Source organism: Ancylobacter sp. 3268 (assembly GCF_031456575.1).
Taxonomy (GTDB): domain Bacteria; phylum Pseudomonadota; class Alphaproteobacteria; order Rhizobiales; family Xanthobacteraceae; genus Ancylobacter.
The window spans coordinates 172,206-194,994 of record NZ_JAVDUX010000009.1; the positions used below are offsets into that span (position 1 = coordinate 172,206).

The 22,789-nt window shown below is 70.1% G+C and carries 20 protein-coding genes; 3 read left to right on the plus strand and 17 right to left on the minus strand.

Features of this window, described 5'->3' with window-relative positions:
* Window positions 1–9 precede the first annotated feature (9 nt).
* Window positions 10–1,428, minus strand: coding sequence for an 8-oxoguanine deaminase (locus tag J2X65_RS14555; protein ID WP_310202204.1), 1,419 nt, complete (start codon window positions 1,426–1,428; stop codon window positions 10–12).
* 15 nt (window positions 1,429–1,443) lie between these two features.
* On the minus strand, window positions 1,444–2,925 hold the full coding sequence (locus J2X65_RS14560) for an FAD-linked oxidase C-terminal domain-containing protein (protein WP_310202308.1): 1,482 nt from the start codon (window positions 2,923–2,925) through the stop codon (window positions 1,444–1,446).
* 279 nt (window positions 2,926–3,204) lie between these two features.
* Here J2X65_RS14560 and J2X65_RS14565 point away from each other — a divergent pair, with 279 nt between their 5' ends.
* On the plus strand, window positions 3,205–3,612 hold the full coding sequence (locus J2X65_RS14565; protein WP_310202206.1) for a hypothetical protein: 408 nt from the start codon (window positions 3,205–3,207) through the stop codon (window positions 3,610–3,612).
* On the opposite strand, the gene J2X65_RS14570 is transcribed toward J2X65_RS14565, so the two are convergent.
* Window positions 3,605–4,363 (minus strand): hypothetical protein, encoded by a 759-nt coding sequence (locus J2X65_RS14570; protein WP_310202208.1) that lies wholly within the window; start codon window positions 4,361–4,363, stop codon window positions 3,605–3,607. The two genes, J2X65_RS14565 and J2X65_RS14570, sit on opposite strands and share 8 nt — an antisense overlap.
* Before the next feature lie 253 nt (window positions 4,364–4,616).
* On the opposite strand from J2X65_RS14570, the gene J2X65_RS14575 reads away from it, so the two are divergent.
* The gene (locus J2X65_RS14575; RefSeq protein ID WP_310202210.1) at window positions 4,617–6,020 is read left to right on the plus strand and encodes a DUF3422 domain-containing protein; all 1,404 of its coding nucleotides are present in this window, start codon (window positions 4,617–4,619) and stop codon (window positions 6,018–6,020) included.
* Window positions 6,021–6,166: 146 nt separating this feature from the next.
* On the opposite strand, the gene J2X65_RS14580 is transcribed toward J2X65_RS14575, so the two are convergent.
* The 8 genes from J2X65_RS14580 to J2X65_RS14615 form a co-directional block, all read right to left on the minus strand.
* On the minus strand, window positions 6,167–7,243 hold the full coding sequence (locus J2X65_RS14580; RefSeq protein WP_310202212.1) for a hypothetical protein: 1,077 nt from the start codon (window positions 7,241–7,243) through the stop codon (window positions 6,167–6,169).
* A gap of 275 nt (window positions 7,244–7,518) precedes the next feature.
* Window positions 7,519–8,865, minus strand: a complete 1,347-nt coding sequence (locus J2X65_RS14585; RefSeq protein ID WP_404977721.1) for a M16 family metallopeptidase — start codon at window positions 8,863–8,865, stop codon at window positions 7,519–7,521.
* An 80-nt stretch (window positions 8,866–8,945) separates the two neighbouring features.
* On the minus strand, window positions 8,946–10,310 hold the full coding sequence (locus J2X65_RS14590; RefSeq protein WP_310202215.1) for a pitrilysin family protein: 1,365 nt from the start codon (window positions 10,308–10,310) through the stop codon (window positions 8,946–8,948).
* A 331-nt stretch (window positions 10,311–10,641) separates the two neighbouring features.
* The gene (locus tag J2X65_RS14595; RefSeq protein ID WP_310202217.1) at window positions 10,642–11,331 is read right to left on the minus strand and encodes a hypothetical protein; all 690 of its coding nucleotides are present in this window, start codon (window positions 11,329–11,331) and stop codon (window positions 10,642–10,644) included.
* Window positions 11,332–11,403: 72 nt separating this feature from the next.
* Window positions 11,404–11,901, minus strand: coding sequence for a signal peptidase II (gene lspA / locus J2X65_RS14600; protein ID WP_310202219.1), 498 nt, complete (start codon window positions 11,899–11,901; stop codon window positions 11,404–11,406).
* Window positions 11,898–14,960 carry an isoleucine--tRNA ligase gene (gene ileS, locus J2X65_RS14605; protein ID WP_310202222.1) on the minus strand — a complete coding sequence of 1,021 codons (3,063 nt, stop codon included), beginning with the start codon at window positions 14,958–14,960 and terminating at the stop codon, window positions 11,898–11,900. Before ileS ends, lspA begins: the two co-directional genes overlap by 4 nt.
* Before the next feature lie 76 nt (window positions 14,961–15,036).
* The gene (locus J2X65_RS14610) at window positions 15,037–16,002 is read right to left on the minus strand and encodes a bifunctional riboflavin kinase/FAD synthetase (RefSeq protein WP_310202223.1); all 966 of its coding nucleotides are present in this window, start codon (window positions 16,000–16,002) and stop codon (window positions 15,037–15,039) included.
* A gap of 220 nt (window positions 16,003–16,222) precedes the next feature.
* Window positions 16,223–17,116 (minus strand): TIGR01459 family HAD-type hydrolase, encoded by an 894-nt coding sequence (locus tag J2X65_RS14615; protein WP_310202225.1) that lies wholly within the window; start codon window positions 17,114–17,116, stop codon window positions 16,223–16,225.
* 365 nt (window positions 17,117–17,481) lie between these two features.
* Between J2X65_RS14615 and J2X65_RS14620 the strand changes: the two genes are divergently transcribed.
* The gene (locus tag J2X65_RS14620; protein WP_310202227.1) at window positions 17,482–17,898 is read left to right on the plus strand and encodes an Ohr family peroxiredoxin; all 417 of its coding nucleotides are present in this window, start codon (window positions 17,482–17,484) and stop codon (window positions 17,896–17,898) included.
* Window positions 17,899–18,225: 327 nt separating this feature from the next.
* On the opposite strand, the gene J2X65_RS14625 is transcribed toward J2X65_RS14620, so the two are convergent.
* From J2X65_RS14625 to J2X65_RS14650, 6 genes are all read right to left on the minus strand, one after another.
* Entirely contained in the window at window positions 18,226–18,609 is a 384-nt protein-coding gene (locus J2X65_RS14625) for a LapA family protein (RefSeq protein WP_310202229.1), read from the minus strand.
* Between the two features lie 28 nt (window positions 18,610–18,637).
* Window positions 18,638–18,931, minus strand: a complete 294-nt coding sequence (gene ihfB, locus J2X65_RS14630; RefSeq protein WP_213353364.1) for an integration host factor subunit beta — start codon at window positions 18,929–18,931, stop codon at window positions 18,638–18,640.
* A gap of 85 nt (window positions 18,932–19,016) precedes the next feature.
* Entirely contained in the window at window positions 19,017–19,994 is a 978-nt protein-coding gene (gene sppA / locus J2X65_RS14635; RefSeq protein ID WP_310202231.1) for a signal peptide peptidase SppA, read from the minus strand.
* 113 nt (window positions 19,995–20,107) lie between these two features.
* The gene (locus tag J2X65_RS14640) at window positions 20,108–20,734 is read right to left on the minus strand and encodes a DapH/DapD/GlmU-related protein (RefSeq protein WP_310202233.1); all 627 of its coding nucleotides are present in this window, start codon (window positions 20,732–20,734) and stop codon (window positions 20,108–20,110) included.
* Between the two features lie 3 nt (window positions 20,735–20,737).
* Window positions 20,738–21,547 (minus strand): DUF1045 domain-containing protein, encoded by an 810-nt coding sequence (locus tag J2X65_RS14645; RefSeq protein WP_310202235.1) that lies wholly within the window; start codon window positions 21,545–21,547, stop codon window positions 20,738–20,740.
* Between the two features lie 41 nt (window positions 21,548–21,588).
* Window positions 21,589–22,728: an alpha-D-ribose 1-methylphosphonate 5-triphosphate diphosphatase gene (locus tag J2X65_RS14650; RefSeq protein ID WP_310202237.1), complete on the minus strand. Its 1,140-nt coding sequence runs from the start codon at window positions 22,726–22,728 to the stop codon at window positions 21,589–21,591.
* Window positions 22,729–22,789 lie beyond the last annotated feature (61 nt).

Below are 22,789 nucleotides of genomic sequence, written 5' to 3' on the forward strand. Positions count from 1 at the left end.
GGCGGCGTTTCACTCGAAATGCAGCGCGGCGAGGCGCGCCGCATGCCGGTTGTGCTCGGCGATCACCGCCGGCAGGTCGATGGTGACGATTTCCCCGCCCTCCACCACCGGCCGGCCGTTCACCACGGTCCAATTGGCGCGGTGCGGGCCGGTGAACAGGCAGGCGGCGACGGGATCGGACAGCCCGCCGGCAAAGGCGAGATCGTCGAGGCGGAAGGCGGTGAAGTCGGCGCATCTGCCGGGCTGGAGCGAGCCGATATCGTTGCGGCCCAGCACGGCGGCGCCGCCCAGCGTCGCCAGTTCCAGCGCCTCGCGCGCGGTCATCCATTCCGCATCGCGCGAGGGATCGGAAGTGGAGAGCGCGGTGTCCGGCCCTTCGGGCGGGCGCAGGGAGATCTGCAGCCGCGCCAGCAGCATCGCCTGCCGCGCCTCGCCCAGCATGTGGTTGCCATCATTGGAGGCCGAGCCGTCGACGCCGAGCCCCACCTTCACGCCGGCGCGGCGATAGGCCTTGACCGGGGCGATGCCGGAAGCGAGGCGCATATTCGAGGACGGGCAATGGCATACGCCCACTCCTGAGCCGGCAAAGCAGCCGATCTCGTGGGCGTTCACATGCACGGCATGAGCGAACCAGACGTCATCGCCCAGCCAGCCGAGTCCCTCCATATAGGCCACCGGCCGCTTGCCGAAGCGCTCCAGCGTGTAGCGCTCCTCGTCGACTGTCTCGGCGAGATGGGTGTGGAGGCGCACCTTGTGCCGGCGGGCGAGCGAGGCGCTCTCGCGCATCAGCTCCGGCGAGACGGAGAAGGGCGAGCAGGGCGCTAGCGCGATCTGCAGCATCGCGCCCGGCGCCGCATCGTGATAGGCGCCGATCACCCGCTCGCTGTCGGCGAGGATGTCGTCCTCGTCCTCGACGCAGCTGTCGGGCGGCAGGCCGCCGCGCGATTCCCCGAGCGACATCGAGCCGCGCGAGACCATGAAACGCATCCCGATCTCACGGGCGGCGCCGATCTGGTCGTCGACCTTGCAGCCATTGCGGAACACATAGGCATGGTCGAAGGCGGTGGTGCAGCCGGACAGCGCCAGTTCCGCCAGCCCGACCAGCGTCGCGGTGCGGCTCGCCTCCGGCGTGCGGGCGCCCCAGATGCGGTAATGCGCCTTCAGCCAGCGGAACAGATTGGTGTTCTGAGCCGCCGGCAGGTTGCGGGTCAGCGTCTGGTCGAGATGGTGGTGGCCATTCACCAGCCCCGGCAGCACCACATGGCCGGAGAGGTCGATCACCCGGTCGGCGGTGGCCGGCAGGGTTTCCGACGGCCCCACCGCCTCGATCCTGCCGTCGCGCGCGAACAGGCCGCCGCCGGAAATTTCCCGGCGGGCGCCGTCCATGGTGACCAGCACCGTGGCGTTCTTCGCGAGCAGCGTGGCCATGTCTCCAGCCCCTGCTCAGAACCGCGGAATGTCCGGGAACGGCAGCTTGCCGCCGCTGATATGCATGCGCCCCAGCTCGGCGCAGCGATGCAGCTGCGGGAACATCTTGCCGGGATTGAGCAGCCCCTCGGCATCGAAGGCACATTTCAGCCGCTGCTGATGCGCGAGATCGGTGGCGTCGAACATCGAGCCCATCAGGTCGCGCTTCTCGACGCCCACCCCATGCTCGCCGGTGAGCACGCCGCCGACCTCGACGCAGAGCAGCAGGATGTCGCGGCCGAACGCCTCGGCCCGCTCCAGCTCGCCCGGCTTGTTGGCGTCGTAGAGGATCAGCGGATGCAGGTTGCCGTCGCCGGCATGGAAGACATTGGCGCAGGCGAGGCCGTATTTCTCCGACATGTCGATCATGCCGGAGAGCACGCGCGGCAGCGCCTTCCTCGGAATGGTGCCGTCCATGCAGTAATAGTCCGGCGAGATGCGCCCCACTGCCGGGAAGGCCGCCTTGCGCCCGGCCCAGAACGCCATGCGCTCCTCCTCGCTGGTGGAGGCGCGCAGCGTCATGCAGCCGAGCCCGGAGGCGATCTCCGATACCCGGCCGATCAGGTGGTTCACCTCGGCTTCCGGCCCGTCGAGCTCGACGATCAGCAGCGCCTCGACGTCGAGCGGATAGCCGACCTTCACGAAGGCCTCGGCCGCCTCGATGGCGAGCTTATCCATCATCTCCATGCCGCCGGGGATGATGCCGGCGGCGATGATGGCGGCGACGCATTCACCCGCCGCTTCCGAGGAGGGGAAACCGACCAGCACCGCCCGCGCGGTCTCCGGCTTCTTGAGGATGCGCACGGTGACCTCGGTGACGACGCCGAGCAACCCCTCCGAGCCGACGATCAGGCCGAGCAGGTCAAACCCGCCGGAATCGAGGTGCTGGCCGCCCAGCCGGATCACCTCGCCGGTGATCAGCACCATCTCGACGCCCATGACGTTGTTGGTGGTGAGCCCGTATTTCAGGCAATGCACGCCGCCGGAATTCTCCGCGACATTGCCGCCGATGGTGCAGGCGATCTGCGAGGAGGGGTCGGGCGCGTAGTAGAAGCCTTCATGCACCACCGCATTGGTAATGCCGAGATTGGTGACGCCCGGCTGCGCCGTCACCGTGCGGTTGTCGAAATCGATGTCGAGGATGCGGTTGAACTTGCCCATGCCGAGCAGGATGGCGTCCTCGAGCGGCAGCGCGCCGCCCGACAGCGAGGTCCCCGCCCCGCGCGGCACCACGCGGATGCCATGGGCGTGGCAATAGGCCAGCACCTTCGACACCTGTTCCGTGGTCGAGGGCAGCACGACGGCGAGGGGAAGCTGGCGATAGGCGGTGAGACCATCGCTCTCGTACGGGCGCATCTCGATGGTGCTGTCGATCACCCCTTCGCCCGGCACGAGGGCGCGCAGATCGGCGACGATCTCCGCCCGCCGCGCCAGCACGTCGCGCTTGGGTTCCGGCATCACCAGCGCGTGATACTCGACATCCCCCGCCGCGTGCGCGGCCGATGCTTCCGGCTGGGACATGGCGCTCCTCCCCTACGGTCATTCGACCCGTTCTAGAGAACCAATGCACCGCCCTTGGTAAAAAATCTAGACCACCGAGGATTATCTGTTGGTCGAGCCCTATCAATTCGCCGCGCCGATGCGGCCGCGGCCTTGCGCCCGATCAAGGCGCTCCTCACCTCGAATAGGGATAAGGCTGCATGCCGGATCCATGCCGCGCTGAAGGGAGAACCTCCGATGACCGCCAGCTCGTCCGCCGAAACTGTGGTGCTGAAGCGCATCCGCCTGCACCTCGCGCGCTCGAAGCAGTTCCCGGACGGCAGCGCCCGGCACGGCTACGAGTTCGTCGCCCCGCTCGACGCCACCGGCCATATCGATCTCGCCGCCTGGCGCCTCGCCCGCGAGCTGTGCACCGTGCACCGCTTCTGGAGCGGCGAACCGCCGGAGGACGGCATGCTGGTGCACCGGGCCGGCGGCACCAATGGCGCCACCTGGGTGTTCGACTACGACAGGGGCGCGGCGGAGGATGACGAGGCGGGCTATCGCTTCGGCGACCACGCCTTCGCGCCGGGCGAATATGTCTCGCTGCGCGACGAGGACGGCGAGATGCACACGTTCAGGGTGGTGTCGGTCGAGCTCAATTAGGCGCGCGGGCAGCGGCGGCCGGCACGCTTGCCGCCGCCGGCACCGCGGCGGTCTCGGTGGAGGGGGTCGGGGCCGTGGCTGGGGTCGTAGCTGGGGTCATGGCCGGGGTCGCGACGGGAGCGCTGGCGGTCGGCGGCGCCGCCGGACGGGTCCGGCGCGGGCGCACCGGCGGACGGTCGATCATGGCGATCACCTGCTCGTGCAGCTGCGCCAGCTTGTCGATGTTGAAGTGGCCGACCTTGGAATCGCCGCCGCCCATGTTGATGTTCTGCACCTTCGGGCCGGCGACCGGCTTGCCGGAGCCCGACGCGACGTAATAGTTCACCACCTTGCCGATGGCGGCGGAAGCGGTGGTGGGCGTCACCGGATCGAAGGTCACCACCAGCGGCACCGGCACGCCCTCGCCGCTCACCTTGTTGCCCATATAGACCGCCGCATCGGCGCCCAGCGAATGGCCGACGATGATCACCGGCGAGGGGCGGCGCTTGCCGCGCTTGGCCTCGGCCACCGCCGCCGCCGAAACCGTCTGCCAGTCGGCATAGGAATGCACGGTGGCCTTGATGCCGCGCGCGTTCAGCTTGGTGGCGAGGTCGTCCATGCCGAGCGAGAAGATGTTGGCGAGGCCGCGCAGCAGGTAAACGCGCGGCTTGGCGCCGTTCGACGCCGCGCTCTGGGCATCGGCCGGCGAGGACATTGCAAGGGCGAGGATGAGGACGACGCACAGGCCCCAGATACGCGCAAGCAATGTCATGGTCAGATTCCCAAACCTACCCTGGCAACGTTCATGCATCCGCCACAATCGGCAATGCAATCGAATTTTTAACCGCGGCGGCATTGCGCGATGGTTAATGCAAATGCGCCACAATTCCGCTCGGCGCGACGCGGTTTCGCACGCCGCCGTGCCGTATCGGCCTTGCCTTGCCGTCCCCACCGTGCAACCGCTGCGCACGGTGTAAAGTTCCGCGGCCGCGCCGTCATGCCGCGGCGCGCCAGGGAGGCCCGCCATGTCCGATGCCGCCGGATCCGATGTCGCCGCATCCGGTGCCAGTGTGTCCGGTGCTGCCGTGTCCGGCGCTTCCGCCCCTGCGGCCGCCGCGCCGCCGCTCGGTCTCACGCCGTTCCGCGACCACCCGCTGCGCGCCGGCGTGCTGGCCGAACTGCACGCCCGCCCCTTCGTGCCGGTCTCGACGCCGGCGCGGCTGCTGCATCTCGCCTTCCTGGTCAATCGCGAGGAGGCCTCTGCCGATCGCGACGCCTTCGCCGCGCTGTGCGCCGCCCGCGGCCAGCCGGCGCCGTCCCGCCAGGCCAAGCAGCACCACGCTGCCTTTGGCGGGGTGAATGTGCGCTGGGAGCGCCACGCCGAATTCACCACCTATACCTGGGAGCTGCCGGCGGAGGACATCGTCGCCGGCAGCCTGCCGTTCCATCCCTCCTCGGCGAGCCTGATGGCGTCGCTGGCGCAGGCGCCGCAACCCGGCCTGCTGCTGGTGGCGGTCGATCTGCACCTGGCCACCGACAACGCCGATTCGCTGCCCCTCGACCGGCTGTTCGACCGATCGAGCCTCGCCCGCTCCGATGTCGAGGACGGCTTCGCCGAAATCGCCACCGACTTCCAGCCCGATGTCTCCGGCTTCGTCCGCATCCTGGTGCGCGACCGCGGCATGACGCCCGATGCCGCCGGCGCCCTGATCCAGCGGGTGCTGGAAATCGAGACCTACCGCACCCTCGCCTTGCTCGGCCTGCCGGAGGCGATGCGCATCGCCCCGGGAGTCGCGCGCATCGAGGAACGGCTGCGCGCCTTGACCACCGAGATGAAGGACAGCCAGGGGCTGGCCGCCAACCACAAACTGCTCGACGAGCTCACCTCGCTCGCCGCCGAGGTGGAGGCGGACGCCGCCGCCTCGCTGTTCCGCTTCGGTGCCAGCCGCGCCTATGACGAGATCGTCGGCCTGAGGCTGCGCACCATCGGCGAGCGGCCGATCGCCGGCTTCCCGACCTGGCAGCAATTCCTCGCCCGCCGCCTGCTGCCGGCGATGCGCACCTGCCAGAGCACCGAGCAGCGCCAGGCCAATCTCTCGCTCAAGCTCACCAGCGCCGCCAACCTGCTGCGCACCCGCGTCGACGTCGAGCTGGAGCAGCAGAACCGCGACCTGCTCTCCTCGATGAACAAGCGCGCGCGCATGCAGCTGCGCCTGCAGCAGACCGTCGAGGGGCTGTCGGTGGCGGCGATATCCTATTACGTGATCAGCCTGCTGCATTACGCCCTCGAAGGGCTGCACGCCGCCGCCGAGCACGCCGGCATGCATTACGACGTCGGCATCGCCACCGCGCTGGCCGTGCCTTTCGTGGTGCTGGCGATCTGGATGGTGGTGCGGCGCATCCGCCGGGGCCATTTCGACGAGACCTAGCGCCGAGACCTAGGTGGCGAAACCTTGCGCCGAAACCTGGCGCCGCCGATCCTGCCGCGGAAAAGCCGAGGCCCGCCGCGATCCCCCGCGACAGGCCCCGATCCCAGTGGAAACCGAACGCAACAAAGGCCGCGGACGGCCCTCGCCTATTGCGAGAAGCCGCCGGTGGAAGGCGCCGGGGCGCCGATCCACTGATTGTTTCCGCTGCTCGACGCCGCCGGTGCCGGGGCGGTGCTGGTCTGCGGCGCGCCGATCATCGGCGTCGAGGCCGCCGGCGCCGCGGGAGCGGCCTGGACCGCGGCGGCAGGAGCGGCGGCGGGAGCGGCCTGCACGGGCGCCGAAGCCGCCGCGGGCGCGGCGCTGGGCGGCGGCGTGGTCCGCGCCGGCTGCTGTGCCGGGCGAGACTGGGCGGCCGGGCGCGGACGGGTGGTGCGGCGCGCCTCGGCAGCGCCGGCCTGCGAATCGAAGCCGACATAGACGACGTAGCGCTCAATCGTCTCCGGCGTCGGCAGCGGGAAGGTGACATCGTCGGCGACGAGGCCGAAATCGACCTGCATCACGCCCTGGCCGATCTCCACCGGCACCGTATAGAGCTTGGTCCAGATCGGCTTCGGCGTCGGGCCTTCCTCCACCAGAGCGAGGCGCAGCGGCACCGTCACCCGGCCCGGACCGCCCTTGGCGCCGAGCAGCACCCGGCCCTGAATGCCGACGCGCATGTTCATGTCCGGCCGGGCGAAATGGCACTCGCGCGAGAAGGTGCCGAGATTGGCCTGGTAGCGGATGCCGCCCTCGGCGCCGTCAGTGACCTGCCAGGTGGCGGCGCCGCCGCGCACCTGCACGCCGGGGCAGGTATAGTCGTCGGGATTGACGCCGGCGGTGGAATTGGCGCCGAGACTGCCATCGCCGGCAACCACGGTCTGGGCGGAAGAGCGCGAGCCGGTGACGGCGGTCACCGGTGCCGGCAGCGCCGGCGCGGCGGGAGCCGCCCGGCCCACCGCGGTCGGCCCGGACGACGAGCCGGCGGTCGGAGCGACGGTGGTGGTTTCCATGGTCGAGCCCAAGCCGCCCTGGCCATCGGCATTGCCGCCGCCCATCGGTCCTTCATTGCCGCCGCCGCCAAGGCCGCCGGCACACCCCGCCAGCAGCAGGCCGAGCGCCGAAACCATGATCAAGCGGCGTGCCGAACCGGTCATCCCCCCGATGCCGAAAACGCCTTCACGCATAGGCACGTTCCCCATTCCTCGCGGCATGACGCCCATCCCCAACGCGCGAAACGACGCCGTTGCGGCGCGCTTTGCGCTCGTCCACGTCATCCGCCGATCCCTTGAAGGCATGCTCGGCGAAGGCTGAACGGCCTTTGCGGCGAGAACATGCCCCAGTTCATTGAATCCAGAGCACTTTCCCACCAATCGCGCCGCATGGCGCGATCGGAGGCACTCCGGGGCGGCGGCTCTTATAGCAAAGCATCGCCGCCGGGGGGAACAGGGGAGGAGGAGGTTCAGCCGCCCGAGTTGCCGCTCGCGGCATCCTTGGCGGGGGTGACACCGGCGGCGGCGAGGCCTTCGGGCTTGCCGACCAGGCTGAACAGCAGCGCCGGATTCTCGCGGAACCGGCCGGCGACGCGCCGGATGTCGTCGAGGGTCACCGCCGCCACCAGCTCGTTGCGGCGGTCGATATAGTCGATGCCGAGATCGTCGATCTGGATCTGCAGCAGCTGCGAGGCCACCTTGGCCGAGCTGTCGAAGCGCAGCGCGAACGAGCCGATCAGATAGCTCTTGGCATCGGCGAGCTCCTCCTCGCTCGGGCCGTCAGTCAGCAGCTTCAGATATTCGGCGCGGATCAGCTCCACCGTCTCGCCGGCACGCTCGTTCTTGGTGGCGGTGCCGCCGAGGATCAACCCGGCATGGTCGAGCGGGGCGAGATGGCTGTAGACCGAATAGGCGAGGCCGCGCTTCTCGCGCACCTCCCGGAACAGCCGCGAGGAGAAGGCCGAGCCGCCGAGCATGTGGTTCATCACGAAGGCGGGGATGAAATCGGGATCGTTGCGCTTCAGCCCGATGCCGCCGAACACCATCGAGGTTTGCGGCACGTCGAGGGCCTTCACCTCCACCGCGCCGAGCCCCTGCGGCACCACGTCGGGCACCGGCGTCAGCTCGGCCTTGGCCGGCAGGGCGCCGAACATCTTGTCCAGCGCCGGGGCGAGCGCCTCCGGGGTGATATCGCCGACCACCGCGATCTTGAGATTGCCGCGGGCGAGCGTGCGCTTGGCAAAGCCGGCCAGATCCCCGCGGCTGATGGTGGGCACGCTCTCCAGCGTGCCGGACAGCGGGCGGCCATAGGGGTGGTTCGGGAAGGCCTTGGCCGACCAGGCGAGGCTGGCCTGGGTCGAGGGATCGTTGGCGCGACGGCGCAGATTGGCAAGCTGCCCCTGGCGGATGCGCTCCACCGCCTCGTCGTCGAAGCGTGGCGCGGTCACCGCGAGCCGCATCAGCTCGAAGGCCGGCTCGACATTCTCCGACAAGGTGCGCAGCGAGCCGCCGACCATGTCGCGCGAGGCATCGAAATGCAGCTCGATCGCCTTCTCCGCCATCGCGTCCTGGAAGGCGCGGGCATCGAGATCGCCGGCGCCCTCGTCGAGCAGCGAGGCGGCGAGGCTGGCGACGCCCGGCTTGTCGGCGGGGTCCTGGGCGCCGCCGCCGAGGAAGGCGATCTCCATCGCCACCAGCGGCAGCGTGGTGTCGTGCACCAGCCAGGCCTCGATGCCCCCGGGGCTCACCACCCGCTGGATGCGGGTGGTCTCGGATTGGGCGGATGCGGGAGGGGCGAGGGAAACAAGGGCGGTCATGGCGATAAGGCCTGCGGCGAGGTTACGGGCAGAGGGATGCAGGGCGGCCAAGCCGCTCGACAGGGCGCTCATCAGGCGGCTCACGAGCGCTTCTCCGGCGCGGCCGGCGCCGCGGCGGCGTCGCGCGCCGGCAGCAGCTGGCTGGTCACCGCCCGCGCGGGAACGAGGTAGCGCCGCGCCACCTCCTTCACCTCGTCGGCGGTCACCTGCTTCACCTCGTCGGGCCAGTTCTTCACGTCCTCGACGGTGGTGCCGGTGGCGAGCGCGGCACCGTAGATGCGCGCCAGCGTCGCCTGGTTGTCCTGGGCATAGATCGCCTCGGCGACCAGGCGGGTCTTGGCCCGCTCCAGCTCCCCGGGTTCCGGCCCGTCGGCGGCCAGCTTGGCGATCACCGCGTCGAGCGCCGCCTCCAGCCTGGCCATGTCGACATCCGGACGCGGCGAGGCGGAAACCCCGAAGCGGGTGTCGTCCAGCGCCGTGCTCTGGTACCAGGCGCCGGCACCGGCGGCGAGGCCCTGCGCCACCACCAGCTCGCGATAGAGCCGGCCGGTCGAGCCGCCGCCGAGGATCTGCGCCAGCACGTCGAGCGCCACGCTGTCCTTCTTCTCGTTGCGATAGGCCGGCACCAGATAGGCGCGCGACAGGCTGGGCTGGCCGACGCGGGCATCCGCCAGCACCAGGCGGCGCTCGGCGCGCGGCGTCGGCTCCTTCGGCCGCGCCCGCGCGGCGGTCTCGGCGCGGCGGCCGACCTTGCCATAGGTCTCCTCGGCCAGCGCCTTCACCGCCTCCGGCTCGACATCGCCGGCCACCACCAGGATGGCGTTGTTCGGCGTGTAGAAGCGCTTGTAGAAGGCGAGCGCGTCCTCGCGGTTGAGCTGGCGGATCTCGTCCTCCCAGCCGATGATCGGGTGGCCGTAGGGGTGGTTGGTGTACATCGCCGCCTGGGCCGCTTCCGAGAGCTGCGCGCCGGGGTCGTTGTCGGTGCGCATGCGGCGCTCTTCCAGCACCACGTCGCGCTCGGGCAGCACCACCTCGTCGGTGAGCACCAGCCCGGTCATGCGGTCGGCCTCGAAGCCCATCACCGTCTTCAGGTGCTCCTTGGCGACGCGCTGGAAATAGGCGGTGTAATCGGTCGAGGTGAAGGCGTTCTCCTGTCCGCCGATCTTCGACACCACCTGCGAGAACTCGCCGGCCGGGTGGCTGGCGGTGCCCTTGAACATCAGATGCTCGAGGAAATGGGCGATGCCGGACTTGCCGGGCTGCTCGTCGGCCGAGCCGACGCGGTACCACACCATATGGGTGACCACAGGGGCGCGTCGATCGGGCACCACCACCACCTGCATGCCGTTGTCGAGCGTGTACTGCGCCACATCGGCGGCCTGGGCGGGGCGGGGCGCGGCAAGGGCCGCGGCCCCGGTGGCGGCGGCGAGCAACAGAGCGGGCATGAGCTTTCCAGTCGACATAACGGCATCCGGTTGAGTCATATGGGCACGCCGCGCCGCCGGCGCATCCCCGCAGGGCGGGTCCGGCAGGCGGCAGCGCGTCGGGCGTACCCTGGGCACGTTCCGCGACCGTCGCACGAGCGCGACGACAAGAACATGCTCCGGTTGATTAAATCGGCGTAAGGGTGGCACGGAACCGCCGCCGCCGGGCCACCGGCGGTTTCAATCCCCCGTGAACATGGCGGGAATGGCCGAAGGCGGGGGCATCGCGGAGCGGCGCGAGCGGCCGTGAAAGCGAAAAGGCCGGCAATCGCCGGCCTTCCAGAAGACGCGCTCAGTTGCGGTCCTTGTTGCGCTGGGTCTGGTCGAACCAGCTCAGCGGGTTCCACGCCTTGTCCTCGGGCCGGTCGGAGACCACGCCGAAGGCGGCGCCGGGAGCCGGCGTCTGGAAGCCGGGCGGCGGCTCGGTGAGCGACTGGCGCTCCGGTTCCCCGGCGAACACCATCGGCTTCTCTTCCTGCTTCTGGCCGAGGCTGAACAGGCCATAGCCCGTGGGCTTGATCCAGTCCTCGCGCGCCTGGGCGTTGCGGCCCTGGGCCCGGTTGTTGGAAGGAATGTTGGTGCGGGTGCTGGCCATCTCGGCCGGGCCGAGCGCACGGGTCTGGGCGTTGTCGTTGGTGAACACCTTCACCTTCGCCGCCGCCGCCTGCTCCTTCTTCTTGCGCTCTTCGTCGTAATCCTTGGGCCAGGCCGGGTTCTGGGTGATGGCGGCGCCATCGCGCGGCGGCGGCAGACTGCCGACGCCGGGCGGCACCACCAGCGGCGCGCGCTCGCGATAATCGATGTCGGGACCCGGGGGCGGCACCAGGCCGAGGCTGGTGAGCACCTGCTCGGTGAAATTGTCTTCCTGGGCAGCGGCGGGCGCGGCACTGAACAGCGTCAGCGCCATCAGGCCCGACGCAAACGCGGCAATGGCAAGGCCGCGCACGAGGACATGGCGCGGCGCAAGGGTCGATGTCGTCATCCGGTCGTCTCCTGCCGCCCTCCGGCCGACGCAGGAAGGTCGGACACGCGGGGCTCGAACGCAGTTGTCACCTCAGGACGGCGTTTTTACGGCGCCGCCGAAGAAGGAGTCATACAAAAGCAGGGCCACGCCGGCAACAATGGCGACGTCCGAGAGGTTGAAGACGTACCAGTAGAAGCCGAAGGCATGCAGCGAAATGAAGTCGAACACCGCGCCATAGGCGACGCGGTCGATGGCATTGCCCAGCGCCCCGCCGATCAAAAGCCCGAGAGCCACCGCCTCGATGCGCCGTCCGGTGCGTGCCAGCCAGAACCAGAACAGCACCGCGGCGGCGACCTTCAGCCCGCCGAGCAGCCACCAGCCATCCTCGCCGCCGGAAAACATGCCGTAGCTGATGCCGGTATTCCACGCCCGCACCAGATCGAAGAACGGCAGCACCGTCACCTTGCCGTCGTCGCCGAAATCGACGCCGTGCAGCACCGCCAGCTTCGAGGCCTGGTCGACGGCCAGCGCCAGCAGCGCGAAGCGCGCGCCGAGCCCGGTGAGCGGGCCGGTCAGGCTCAGCCTCATTCGGCGGCCCGCCGGCCGGCGGCGCGCTCGCGCAGCGCCTGGGCGTCGCGCGGGGTGACGTCCGGATAGTCCGGGTCGGTGCCGACCAGCGGCGAGATCTTCCACGAGCGGGCGCATTTGCGCCCCTCCGCCCGCGCCGGCACCACGCTGACGCCCGGCACATCGTCGAGGCGGAAGGCCTCCTTCGGCCCCTCATCCGGCATCAGATGCGCGTCGGAGGTGATGCACACCTCGGCGAGGTCGACCGCGCTCACCGCCGCGAACAGGTTCGGATCCGATACGTGGATGACCGGCGCCGCCTCGAGGCTGGAGCCGATGCGCTTGGCGGCACGTTCAAGCTCCAATGCGCCCAGCACCACGCGGCGGACGAGGCGGATCTTGCGCCATTCGTCGGCCAGCGTCTCGTCGCGCCATTTCGCCGGCGTGTCGGGGAAGATCTCCAGATGCACCGAGCCGTCGGTGGAGGGGAACCGGGCCAGCCAGGTCTCCTCCGCGGTGAAGGGCAGGATCGGCGCCAGCCAGATGACGAGGCGGCGGAACACCTCGTCGAGCACGGTCAGGCAGGCGCGGCGCGTCACCGAGGAGATCGGGTCGCAATAGAGCGCGTCCTTGCGCACGTCGAAATAGAAGGCGGAGAGCTCGGCGGTCATGAACTGGGTCAGCGCCGCGTTCACCCGCTTGAAGTCGAAGGTGGCGTAGGATTCGCGCACCACCTTGTCGAGCTCGACCAGCCGGTGCAGCACCATGCGCTCCAGCGCCGGCATGTCGGCATAGGCGACGCGCTCGCTCTCGCGGTAATGGTGCAGCGAGCCGAGCAGCCAGCGCAGCGTGTTGCGCAGCTTGCGGTAGGTCTCGACCGTGGTCTTGAGGATCTCCGCGCCGATGCGCAGATCGTCGGAATAGTCGGAGGCGCACACCCACAGGCGCAGTATGTCGGCGCCGGAGGACTTGATCACCTCCTGCGGCGCGACGACATTGCCGATCGACTTCGACATCTTGCGGCCCTGCTCGTCGAGCACGAAGCCATGGGTCAGCACCACGTCATAGGGCGGCCGCGCGCGGGTGCCGCAGCTCTCCAGGAGCGAGGAATGGAACCAGCCGCGATGCTGGTCCGAGCCTTCGAGATACATCACCCGGTCCGGCCCGCCATTGAAGGCGCGGTCCACCTTCAGGTCGTCGCGCACCTCCAGCGTGAAAGCGTGCGTGGAGCCCGAATCGAACCAGACGTCGAGGATGTCGTCGACCTTGTGCCATTCATTGGCGCTGTAGTCGGTGCCGAGGAAGCGCTGCGCCGCGCCCTCCTTGTACCAGGCGTCCGCCCCTTCGGCGGCGAAGGCGGCGGCGATGCGGGCGTTCACCCTCTCGTCGCGCAGCAGCTCCACCGTGCCGTCGCCCTTGTCCTTCACGAACACAGCGATCGGCACGCCCCAGGCGCGCTGGCGCGACACCACCCAGTCCGGGCGGTTCTCGATCATGCCGTTGATCCGGTTCTCGCCGGAGGCCGGCACCCAGTCGACGCCGGCGATGCCGCCGAGCGCGCGGGCCCGCAGCGTGTCGCCGGCGGTCGACGAGCCGTCCGCCGCCGCGATGTCCTTGTCCATCGCGATGAACCATTGCGGCGTGTTGCGGAAGATCACCGGCGCCTTGGAACGCCAGCTATGCGGATATTGGTGCTTCAGCCGGCCGCGGGCGATGATCCGGCCGGCCGCCATCAGCGCCTTGATGACGACGTCGTTGGCGTCGCCGTCCTTGCCCTTGTCGTCCATCACCCGATGGCCGGCGAACAGCGGCACATGGTCGTAATAGCGCCCGTCGGGGCCGACGGTGTGCGGCACCTCGCCGAGGCGCTCGGCGGTGTAGAGGTTGAAGTCGTCGGCGCCGTGGCCCGGGGCGATGTGGACGAAGCCGGTGCCGGTGTCGTCGGTGACGAAATCGCCCGCCACCACCGGCACCGGGAAGTCGAAATAGCCGCCGGTGCCTTCGACGCCGGCGAAGGGATGCGCGCAGACCAGATGCGTCGGATCGACCTCCTTGTGGCGCTCATAGCCGGTTACCCGCGCCGCCTTGAACACCTCGGCCGCCAGCTTGTCGGCGAGGATGAAATGCTCGCCGACCTTCGCCCAGTTGTCGGGCGCCGCCTCGGTCACCTCATAGACGGCATAGGTGACGTCCTTGGAGAAGGCGATGGCGCGGTTGCCGGGAATGGTCCAGGGCGTGGTGGTCCAGATCACCACCGAGGCCCCCTCATAGGAGGGGAACAGATGGATGTCGGCGGCCTTGTCGGCCGGGTCGAGCCCCTTGGGCAGGCCGCCGGCGGTGGCGGCGCTCTTGCGGTAGCCGGTCACCGGGAACCTGACGAAGATCGTCGTCGACTGGTGGTCGTGGTACTCGACCTCCGCCTCGGCCAGCGCCGTGCGTTCGACCACCGACCACATCACCGGCTTGGAGCCGCGATAGAGCAGGCCGTTGGCCGCGAACTTCATGATCTCGCGGGCGATCTGCGCCTCGGCGTCGAAGCTCATCGTCACATAGGGATGGTCCCAGTCGCCGCCGATGCCGAGCCGCTTGAACTCGGCGCGCTGCACGTCGATCCAGCCCTGGGCGAAGGCGCGGCATTCCTGGCGGAACTCGACGACCGGCACCTCGTCCTTGTTGCGGCCCTTGGCGCGGTACTGCTCCTCGATCTTCCATTCGATCGGCAGGCCGTGGCAGTCCCAGCCCGGCACATAGTTGGAATCGTGGCCGAGCGCGCCCTGCGAGCGCACCACCACGTCCTTGAGGATCTTGTTGAGCGCGTGGCCGATATGGATGTTGCCGTTCGCATAGGGCGGGCCGTCATGCAGCACGAAGCGCGGCTTGCCGGCGCCGGCCTCGCGCTGGCGACGATAGAGGTCGATCTGTTCCCAGCGGGCGAGGAATTCCGGCTCGCGCTGCGGCAGGCCGGCGCGCATGGGGAAATCGGTCTGCGGCAGGAACAGCGTCGCCGAATAGTCGTGCGCCTCGCCACCCTCGATATCGGGGGTCTTCGGCTCGCGACCATCGCTGTTTCGGTTCGTCATTGACCGGCTCCCTAAGCTGTCGGCCACGGTGTAAGCGCAGCGGCGAGGCCGTGCAAGGGTTTGCAGGGCCGGCGCGTCAGCGCCCGCCGGGCCCGGCACCGAGGATGGCGCGCGCGCGGCGGCTGTCCTCGTCCATCTGGGCGATCAGCGGTTCGATGCCGGCGAATTTCAGCTCCGGCCGGAGATAGGCGTGGAACGCCACCTTCAGCCGCCGGCCATAGAGATCGCCCGACCAGTCGAAGACGAAGGTCTCCAGCCGCGGCGCGCCGTCGTCGAAGGTCGGCCGCCGGCCGAAGCTCGCCACCGCCGGCCGCGCCACCCCGTCGATCTCCACGCTCACCGCGTAGATGCCATGCGCCAGCTCGGTGGCGGGATCCAGCCGCATATTGGCGGTGGGGTAGCCGAGTTCCCGGCCCCGCTTGTCGCCATGGATCACCTCCGCCTCGACGGTGAAGGGCGCGCCCAGCATATGTGCGGCCTGCTCGACCCGCCCTTGCGCCAGCGCCGCCCGGATGGCGCTGGAGGAGATCTGCGCGCCGTCGTCGAGCAGCGGCGGCACGATCTCCACCGCGAAGCCGTGGCGCGCGCCCGCCTCGCGCAGGAAGGCCGGCGAACCGCCGCGGGCGCGGCCGAAATGGAAGTCGAAGCCGGCCACCACGCACCCCACTCCCAGCCAGCCGACCAGGATCTCGGTGACGAAGCTCTCGGCGTCCTTGGCCGCCAGCAGGGCGTCGAAGGCCAGCACCGCCGCGCCGTCGAGCCCGGTCGAGGCGAGCAAAGCGAGCTTCAGCGGTTCCGGCGTCAGGCGGAACATCGGCTCGTTGGGACGAAAATAGGCGCGCGGATGCGGCTCGAAGGTCAGTGCCAGCGCCGGCTTGCCGGCGGCATGCGCCCGCCGCACCGCCACGCCGATCACCGCCCGGTGGCCGCGATGCACGCCGTCGAAATTGCCGATCGCCACCACCGGATCGGCGAGGGCGGCCGGCACGGCGTCGCCGCCGCGCAGCACGGTGAAGGGACGGGAGGCGGGGGAAGCACTCATCGGGGCAACACCGTCGGAACCTGCGTAACGGATCGCGCGCAAACTGCGGATGCGCAGCCGGCGCGTCAACCCGGCAATCCCCTAGCCGCTTTCCGCGCCCCGGGGAACCGGCCGGCCGATACGAATAAGCTATGGGTTCGACAGGCGGAGCCTTGGCTGGGACTTGGCTGAGCCTTGGCTGGGCCGGAATGGCGGGACGCGTCCGGGTCGGGCGCGGGGCCTACCAGACCAGCTGCGGCGCGGCGGCCACCGGCCGGCCCGGCCCGTCCTCGATCAGCCGGGCAAGCGCGCGCGGGTCGATGGTACCCGAGCGCTCCAGCCCGAGCTCGCCGGCATGGATGCCGCCGGCGATGAACAGGCAGTCGATGCCCACCCCGAGCGCGCCGGCGAGGTCGGTGCGCAGCGCGTCGCCGATGGCGAGGAAACGGCTGGGCTCCACCGCCGCGCCGCGCAGTTCCGCCGCCTTGGCGAAGGCCGCCTCGTAGATCGGCCGGTGCGGCTTGCCGCACCAGATCGCCGCGCCACCGATCTGCTGATAGGCCTCGGCGAGCGCGCCGGCGCACCAGATCAGCTCGCCGCCGCGCTCCACCACGATGTCGGGATTGGCGCAGATCATGGTGAGCCCGCGCGTGTGCATGGCCGCCAGCGTGTCGCGATAGCTGTCGGGCGTCTCGGTGGTGTCGTCGAACAGGCCGGTGCAGACCACCCGCTCGCAGGCCTCCATCGCCACCAGCTCGACGCCGGCGTCCCGGTAGATGCCGAGGTCCCGCTCCGGCCCCAGATGCCAGACCTTGCCGATGCCGCCCTGGCGCAGCAGGCCGGTGGTGACGTCGCCGGAGGTGACGATGGCGTCATAGGCCGCGCGGGGAACCCCGAAACGATCCAGAATTATGCCGACATCGGCGTTCGGCCGCGGCGCGTTGGAGACCAGGATCACTGTGCCTCCGGCCGCCCGGGCCCGCGTCAATGCGTCCGAGGCCGCGGCAAAGGCGTCGGCGCCGTTGTGCAGCACCCCCCAGACGTCGCACAGGATCACGTCGTAGCGCGGCGCCAGCTCGGCGAAGGGCAGCACCGGAATTGGCGCCATGGCGGCGGACGGGAGAGGTGTGGACATAGACGACATGGGCAAGGCGACCTCGTCGGCTGGCAGCATACGGGACGGATGGCGGCAAGGCTGACGCCGGCATCGAGGCGGGAACGGCAAAACCCAAGGGTCCAACTGCCATGCCCGCCGCCACGGCACAAGGCCGGCCCGGGCATGGCAGGCTCCCGCACTGTGGCTGCCGGGCCGCCCGCGCGCCGCGTGATCGGCCTTGCGCCGTTGCGACAACGCCGCGGCACGGCGGGCGGCCCTGTCGGCTTCGCACGCGGGCGAAGGCGGAACGGCGGCCAGCGACATTGCCGGGGGAAACCGTCGCCCTATGTTCATGGCGCCTGTCGATGATCGGCGACATCTGAAAGCGCCAAGGAGCATTTTTCATGACCGCGACCACGCTTTTCACCGGCACCGCCACAGCCAAGGGCGGCCGCCACGGCCATTCCGCCACCAGCGACGGCTCGGTGTCGGTCGATCTCGGCATGCCGAAGAACGGCGTGCTCGAGCCCGGCAAGACCACGCCCGAGCATCTTTTCGCCACCGGCTATGCCGCCTGCTTCGGCTCGGCGGTGGAAGCGGTCGGCGGCCAGAAGAAGCTCGACGTTTCCGACGCCTCGGTGACGGTGGCGGCCTCGCTGCAGAAGAGCGACAGCGGTTTCAGCCTGGCGGTGAAGCTCACCCTGAAGGCGCCGGCGCTGACCAAGGAGCAGGCGCAGGAGGTGATCGAGGCGGCGCACCAGATGTGCCCCTATTCCAAGGCGACCCGCGGCAATATCCCGGTTGAACTCGCCGTCGAGTGACCGGCAGCCTCCGCACCGGCAGAAGCGTCATGTCCCGGCCTGCGCCGGGCATGGCGCCGTCCGTTGCGACCGTTACCGGACGAGACGATCCGCCGCCGCGCGCCGCGCCGCGCCGCGATGCCGACACGAGCACGCACGCGTCGTCGCATGACGGCGCGGCCGGGCCAATGCCTGCTTCGCGCAGGTCTGCTTCGCGAATGCCTGCTTCCTCATTGCCGAACGGTCGCAAGCGGCAGGGCTGAGCCGTGTCATCGCCGGCATCAGGCATTCAGGCAATGGCCGGGGTGCGCCCTCCGTGCTGGCGCGCCATGCCGGAGGGCGCAGCGCTCATGCCGCGTCGCGCCGGCCCGGCAGGGCCACCGGAGCAATCGGCCCCATGCCGCCGCCCGGCGCCATCGGCCCGCGCGGCGCCCGCTCCGCCATCGCGGCGCGCAAATTTTCCACCTGCGCATTGGCCCGGCGCGCATCGCGACCGGCGCTGCGCGCCGCCCGGCGATAGCGTCCCTGCCGCAGCCACACGGTGATCCCGCCCAGCGCCACGCCGATGATGAGGCTCGCCAGCACCACCACGAACAGCGGCAGATCCACCGACAGCGCGCCGGCAAAGGGATCGAGCACCAGCGCCACCGGATGGCGGTTGGCCACCGCCAGCATGATGATGCCGATGGAGATCGGCAGGATCAGCACGATCGAGAGGATGCGACGCAGCACGCTTTGACACTCCTGCTTGCACGTCCGGCTATTCGAGATCCACCCCGCCATTCAGGCGTTCGCGCATCTCCTTGCCGGTCTTGAAATACGGCACCGCCTTGCCGTCGACCGCCACATGGGCGCCGGTGCGCGGGTTGCGCCCGGTGCGCGCCGGCCGCGCCTTCACCGAGAAGGCGCCGAAGCCGCGCAGCTCCACCCGGTCTCCGCGGGCGAGAGCGCCGACGATCTCGTCGAGTATCGCATTCACGATATTCTCGACGTCGCGCTGGTAGAGATGCGGATTGGCTTCCGCGATACGCTGGACTAGTTCCGACTTGATCATCGACGCCCCGGCCCCTTAGTTCGTCTTCGGCTCGTCGCAAATCCGAAAACACTTTATTCTCGAAACTGTTGGCTCCCCCGAAAGCTTAATCGCGAGGGTGCCAGAGGGCCAACAGACCGTCAAGGCGAGACTGTGTGGCGGCGTCGAAAGCCGGGCCGATCAACACCGCGGCCACGTCCTCGAGCCCGAACAGCGACATCAGCCGCAGCCCCGCCGCCCGCAGCCAGCCGAATTCCTCGCCGGAACGCCCGGTGCGCCAGACGCGCACCGGCAGGCTTTCCGCCACATCGCGCTCGCGGGCGAGGTAGGCCCGCGCGGTGCGCTCGTCGCCGAGCTCGTCGACGAGGTTCAGCGGCAGGCCCTGATGCGCGGTGAACACCCGCCCGTCGGCGACGAGGTCGAGCGTCTCGCCGGCGATGGTCCGCCGCTCGGCGACCAGGCCGCGAAACCAGTCATAGCTGTCGGTCACCAGCGACATCACCGCCGCCCGCGCCTCGGGGCTGGTCGGCTCGAAGCCGTTGGGCACCGCTTTCAGCGGGCTCGACTTGATGGTCTCGTAGGCGACGCCCACGGTCTTCATCAGATCGGTGAAGTTCGGGTACTGGAAGATCACGCCGATCGAGCCGACCATGGCGTTGCGCGGCGCCACGATGTGATCGGCGCCCATGGCGGCGATATAGGCACCCGACGCCGCCATGCCGTCGACCACCGCCACCACGGGCAGCTTTTCCGCCAGCCGGCGCAGCCCGTCATAGAGCTGCTGCGAGCCGACCACGGTGCCGCCGGGGCTGTCGATGGCGATGATCACCGCGCGGGCGCCGGAGCGGGCGATGTCGTCGAACATCTCCAGCCGCTCGCGATCGTTGCGGATGATGCCGCCAATGGTCACCCGCGCCACATGCGGCGCCGCGCGCGGGGTGAGGCCGCCATCGGTCCACCACACCGCCGCCAGCGCCGCGGCGCCGGCGATCACCAGCAGCACCGCCACGCGCCAGAAGGTGAGCTTGCGGCGCAGCCGCCGCCGCTCCAGCAGGGAATCGACGTCCATCGCAGTGCCGAGCATCGGTTCCGGGCCGCTCCGTCTTCAAAGCCGAGCCCCTGACGTAGAGCCCAAGCGTGGCGGGCGCAAGGCTGTCAGGTCGCCGCGCCGGAGGCCCGGCGGTCGCGGCGCGCCGCTCAGCCGCCGTGCTTCTCCAGGAAGGCCTCGACCGTCAGCGCCCGGAAATCGGCGAGCGCGGCATGCAGCCGCGCATGCTCCCAGTGCCACCAGCCGAGCGCCTGCAGCCTTTCGCCGATTGCCGCGGGAAAGCGTGCGCGGATCGGCCGCGCCGGATTGCCGCCGACGATGCTGTAGGGCGCCACGTCCTTGGTGACCACCGCCCCGGCGGCCACCACCGCGCCGTCGCCGATGCGGCGGCCCGGCAGCACGATGGCGCCGTGGCCGATCCAGACGTCATGGCCGATCGTCACCCATTGGGCGCGGCGGCGGTCGAAGAAGCTCGGCTCGTTCGATTCGCCGGCGAAATAGTCGCCGGCACGGTAGGTGAAATGCGACTGGCTCGCCCGCTCCATCGGGTGGTTGCCTGGATTGATGCGGGTCATCGCGGCGATGGAGGTGAACTTGCCGATGGTGGCGTAGGCGATGTCGGCGTCGTTCACCACGTAGGAATAGTCGCCGAGCTCGACCTCGACCAGCCGCGTGCGCGCGCCGACCTCGGTGTAGCGGCCGAGCGTCGAGGCGTTGAGCTCGGCGCTGGCATCGATAACGGGCTCCGGCCCGAGCCGGGTGGACGGCTGGGTCACGCCTCAGCTCCCGAAGCCGTAGCGTTCGATCAGCCGGAAGCGCTCGCCGCCGGCGCCGTCCTGCCGCGCCTCCTGGCGGTACAGCGCGATGCCGCCGACGATCAGCGGCCCGTCCGCCCCGCTCCGCGCGAACAGCTCGGCCAGTTCCTCCGCCGCCGCCGCGCGGTCGGCATCGTCGAGCGGCCCGGTCAACGTCATGTGGAAGCGGAAATCGTCCAGCACATAGGGATAGCCCCAGCGCGCCAGATAGTCCTTCTGCCGCTCGGTCAGCGGCGCCCGCAGCCGGCGCTCGCGCTCGGCCTCGGTCATCGGGGCGCGGAAATCGTCGAAGGCCGCCACCGCGCCGGCGGCCAGCCGGTTCAGCGCCGAGCAGGTCGATACCGTCTTCAGCGCCAGGAAGCGGCCGATGGAGGCCAGCATCACCCCGGCGCAGGCGAAGCTCGCCCGGTCGGCGGCGAAGCGCGCGCACACCGCGCGCAGGCTCGCCTCGTCCCTGTCCGGCGCCAGGCGGAACGGCGCCTTCAGCGTGCCGTGGAAGCCGTAGCGGCGCGGCTCGGAGGTGATGTCGCGCCAGCGCTCCGGCGTGAAGCGGGACAGCGGCGGCGGCGGCAATTCGCGCCCGCTCTCGGCGTCGTAGCCGATCACCGCGGAGCCGAAGCGCCACAGCGGGCTCTTGGCCGGCGGTGCGAAATAGATCGCATAGCGGGGCTCAGCCGGCCGAGTCTCGTTCCGGCGGGGCTCCGCCGTCTCGACGGTCAGTGTGTCCATGCGACCGGCATCGGCCGGCCGCGCCTCACCCAGTATCGTCGTCATGCGTCCTCCCGAGAACAGCTTCGCGCGCGAAGTCCCGTCGTTCAGAAGATGCGCCGGCCGGCGAGGAAGACCTCCCGCACCACCGGCGTGTCGTCGATCACATGAAAAGCCACCACATCGGCCCGCAGGCCCGGCGCCAGCCGGCCGCGATCGGCGAGCCCCGCCAGCGCCGCCGGCCGCGAGGTCACCAGCGCCAGCGCCGCCGGCAGCGTCAGGCCGGGATCGCGCGTCAGCGCCAGCGCCGCCTGCAACAGGCTCGCCGGCACATAGTCGGAGGCGAGCGCGTCGATCAGCCCCTGCGCCGCCAGCGCCCGCATCGACACGCCGCCGGAATGCGAGCCGCCGCGCACCGCGTTCGGCGCCCCGCCAATGGTGGCGAGGCCCGCCTCGCGCGCGGCCTTCGCCGCTTCCGGCGTGGTGGGAAATTCCGAAATGGTGCAGCCCGCCGCCTTGGCGTCGGCGACATGCTCGGGCGTGGTGTCGTCATGGCTCGCCAGCACGATGCCCGAGCCGGCGAACAGCCCGACCATCTTGGCGAAGTTGCCCGGCACCGCCGCCCGGCCGCGCGCGGCGCGCTCATTGAGCTCGCGGTCCATCTCCTCGGCGGTCTTGCCGATGCCGGAGAGATAGGTCTTCAGGTGCTCGACATTGCGCCACTGCCGGGCGCCGGGCGTGTGGTCCATCAGCGAGGCCAGCGCCAGGCTCGGCCGGCCCGAGGCCTGGGCCACCAGCTCTTCCAGCGTCGGGTCGGTGAGCTCGCAGCGCAAATGCAGCTTGTGCTCGACGCGGAACATGCCGCGCGCGGTCCCCTCGTCGACGGCGTCGAGCATCACCGTGTAGAGCGCCCGGCGGTCGGCCTTGGACTGGTCGAAGCCGCCGGCGCAGATCGCGTCGTAGACCGTGGTGACGCCGGAGCCCGCCATCTGCGCGTCATGCGCCAGCGCCGCGGCGCGGGCATCCGGCCAGATCACCTTCGGGCGCGGCACGAAATGGCTTTCCAGCGCATCGGTGTGCAGGTCGATCAGGCCCGGCGCCAGATAGGCGCCGGCGCAGTCGATCGCCCGGGAGAGATGCGAGCGCCCCTCGTCGACGGCGCGGATGTCGCCGCCTTCGACGACCAGCGTGCCCTCGACGACGGCGTCATCGAGAACGACTCGGGCATTGGTGAGAATCGTTTCCATGGGCCGCGCGTCTCGCATGTTGCCGTGACCATTCGATGAACCCGCGCGAAATCCTTGCCGC

What these genes read in the sequence shown, in the direction of transcription:
- J2X65_RS14595 (WP_310202217.1), bottom strand. Translation starts at nt 11,331, where the DNA reads ATGACGACATCGACCCTTGCGCCGCGCCATGTCCTCGTGCGCGGCCTT.
- ileS (WP_310202222.1), bottom strand. Translation starts at nt 14,960, where the DNA reads ATGACGAACCGAAACAGCGATGGTCGCGAGCCGAAGACCCCCGATATC.
- J2X65_RS14560 (WP_310202308.1), bottom strand. Translation starts at nt 2,925, where the DNA reads ATGCCGGAACCCAAGCGCGACGTGCTGGCGCGGCGGGCGGAGATCGTC.
- J2X65_RS14650 (WP_310202237.1), bottom strand. Translation starts at nt 22,728, where the DNA reads ATGGAAACGATTCTCACCAATGCCCGAGTCGTTCTCGATGACGCCGTC.
- J2X65_RS14570 (WP_310202208.1), bottom strand. Translation starts at nt 4,363, where the DNA reads ATGACATTGCTTGCGCGTATCTGGGGCCTGTGCGTCGTCCTCATCCTC.
- J2X65_RS14565 (WP_310202206.1), top strand. Translation starts at nt 3,205, where the DNA reads ATGACCGCCAGCTCGTCCGCCGAAACTGTGGTGCTGAAGCGCATCCGC.
- J2X65_RS14575 (WP_310202210.1), top strand. Translation starts at nt 4,617, where the DNA reads ATGTCCGATGCCGCCGGATCCGATGTCGCCGCATCCGGTGCCAGTGTG.
- J2X65_RS14580 (WP_310202212.1), bottom strand. Translation starts at nt 7,243, where the DNA reads ATGCGTGAAGGCGTTTTCGGCATCGGGGGGATGACCGGTTCGGCACGC.
- J2X65_RS14615 (WP_310202225.1), bottom strand. Translation starts at nt 17,116, where the DNA reads ATGTCCACACCTCTCCCGTCCGCCGCCATGGCGCCAATTCCGGTGCTG.
- lspA (WP_310202219.1), bottom strand. Translation starts at nt 11,901, where the DNA reads ATGAGGCTGAGCCTGACCGGCCCGCTCACCGGGCTCGGCGCGCGCTTC.
- ihfB (WP_213353364.1), bottom strand. Translation starts at nt 18,931, where the DNA reads ATGATCAAGTCGGAACTAGTCCAGCGTATCGCGGAAGCCAATCCGCAT.
- J2X65_RS14590 (WP_310202215.1), bottom strand. Translation starts at nt 10,310, where the DNA reads ATGCCCGCTCTGTTGCTCGCCGCCGCCACCGGGGCCGCGGCCCTTGCC.
- J2X65_RS14555 (WP_310202204.1), bottom strand. Translation starts at nt 1,428, where the DNA reads ATGGCCACGCTGCTCGCGAAGAACGCCACGGTGCTGGTCACCATGGAC.
- J2X65_RS14645 (WP_310202235.1), bottom strand. Translation starts at nt 21,547, where the DNA reads ATGACGACGATACTGGGTGAGGCGCGGCCGGCCGATGCCGGTCGCATG.
- J2X65_RS14610 (WP_310202223.1), bottom strand. Translation starts at nt 16,002, where the DNA reads ATGAGTGCTTCCCCCGCCTCCCGTCCCTTCACCGTGCTGCGCGGCGGC.
- J2X65_RS14620 (WP_310202227.1), top strand. Translation starts at nt 17,482, where the DNA reads ATGACCGCGACCACGCTTTTCACCGGCACCGCCACAGCCAAGGGCGGC.
- sppA (WP_310202231.1), bottom strand. Translation starts at nt 19,994, where the DNA reads ATGCTCGGCACTGCGATGGACGTCGATTCCCTGCTGGAGCGGCGGCGG.
- J2X65_RS14585 (WP_404977721.1), bottom strand. Translation starts at nt 8,865, where the DNA reads ATGACCGCCCTTGTTTCCCTCGCCCCTCCCGCATCCGCCCAATCCGAG.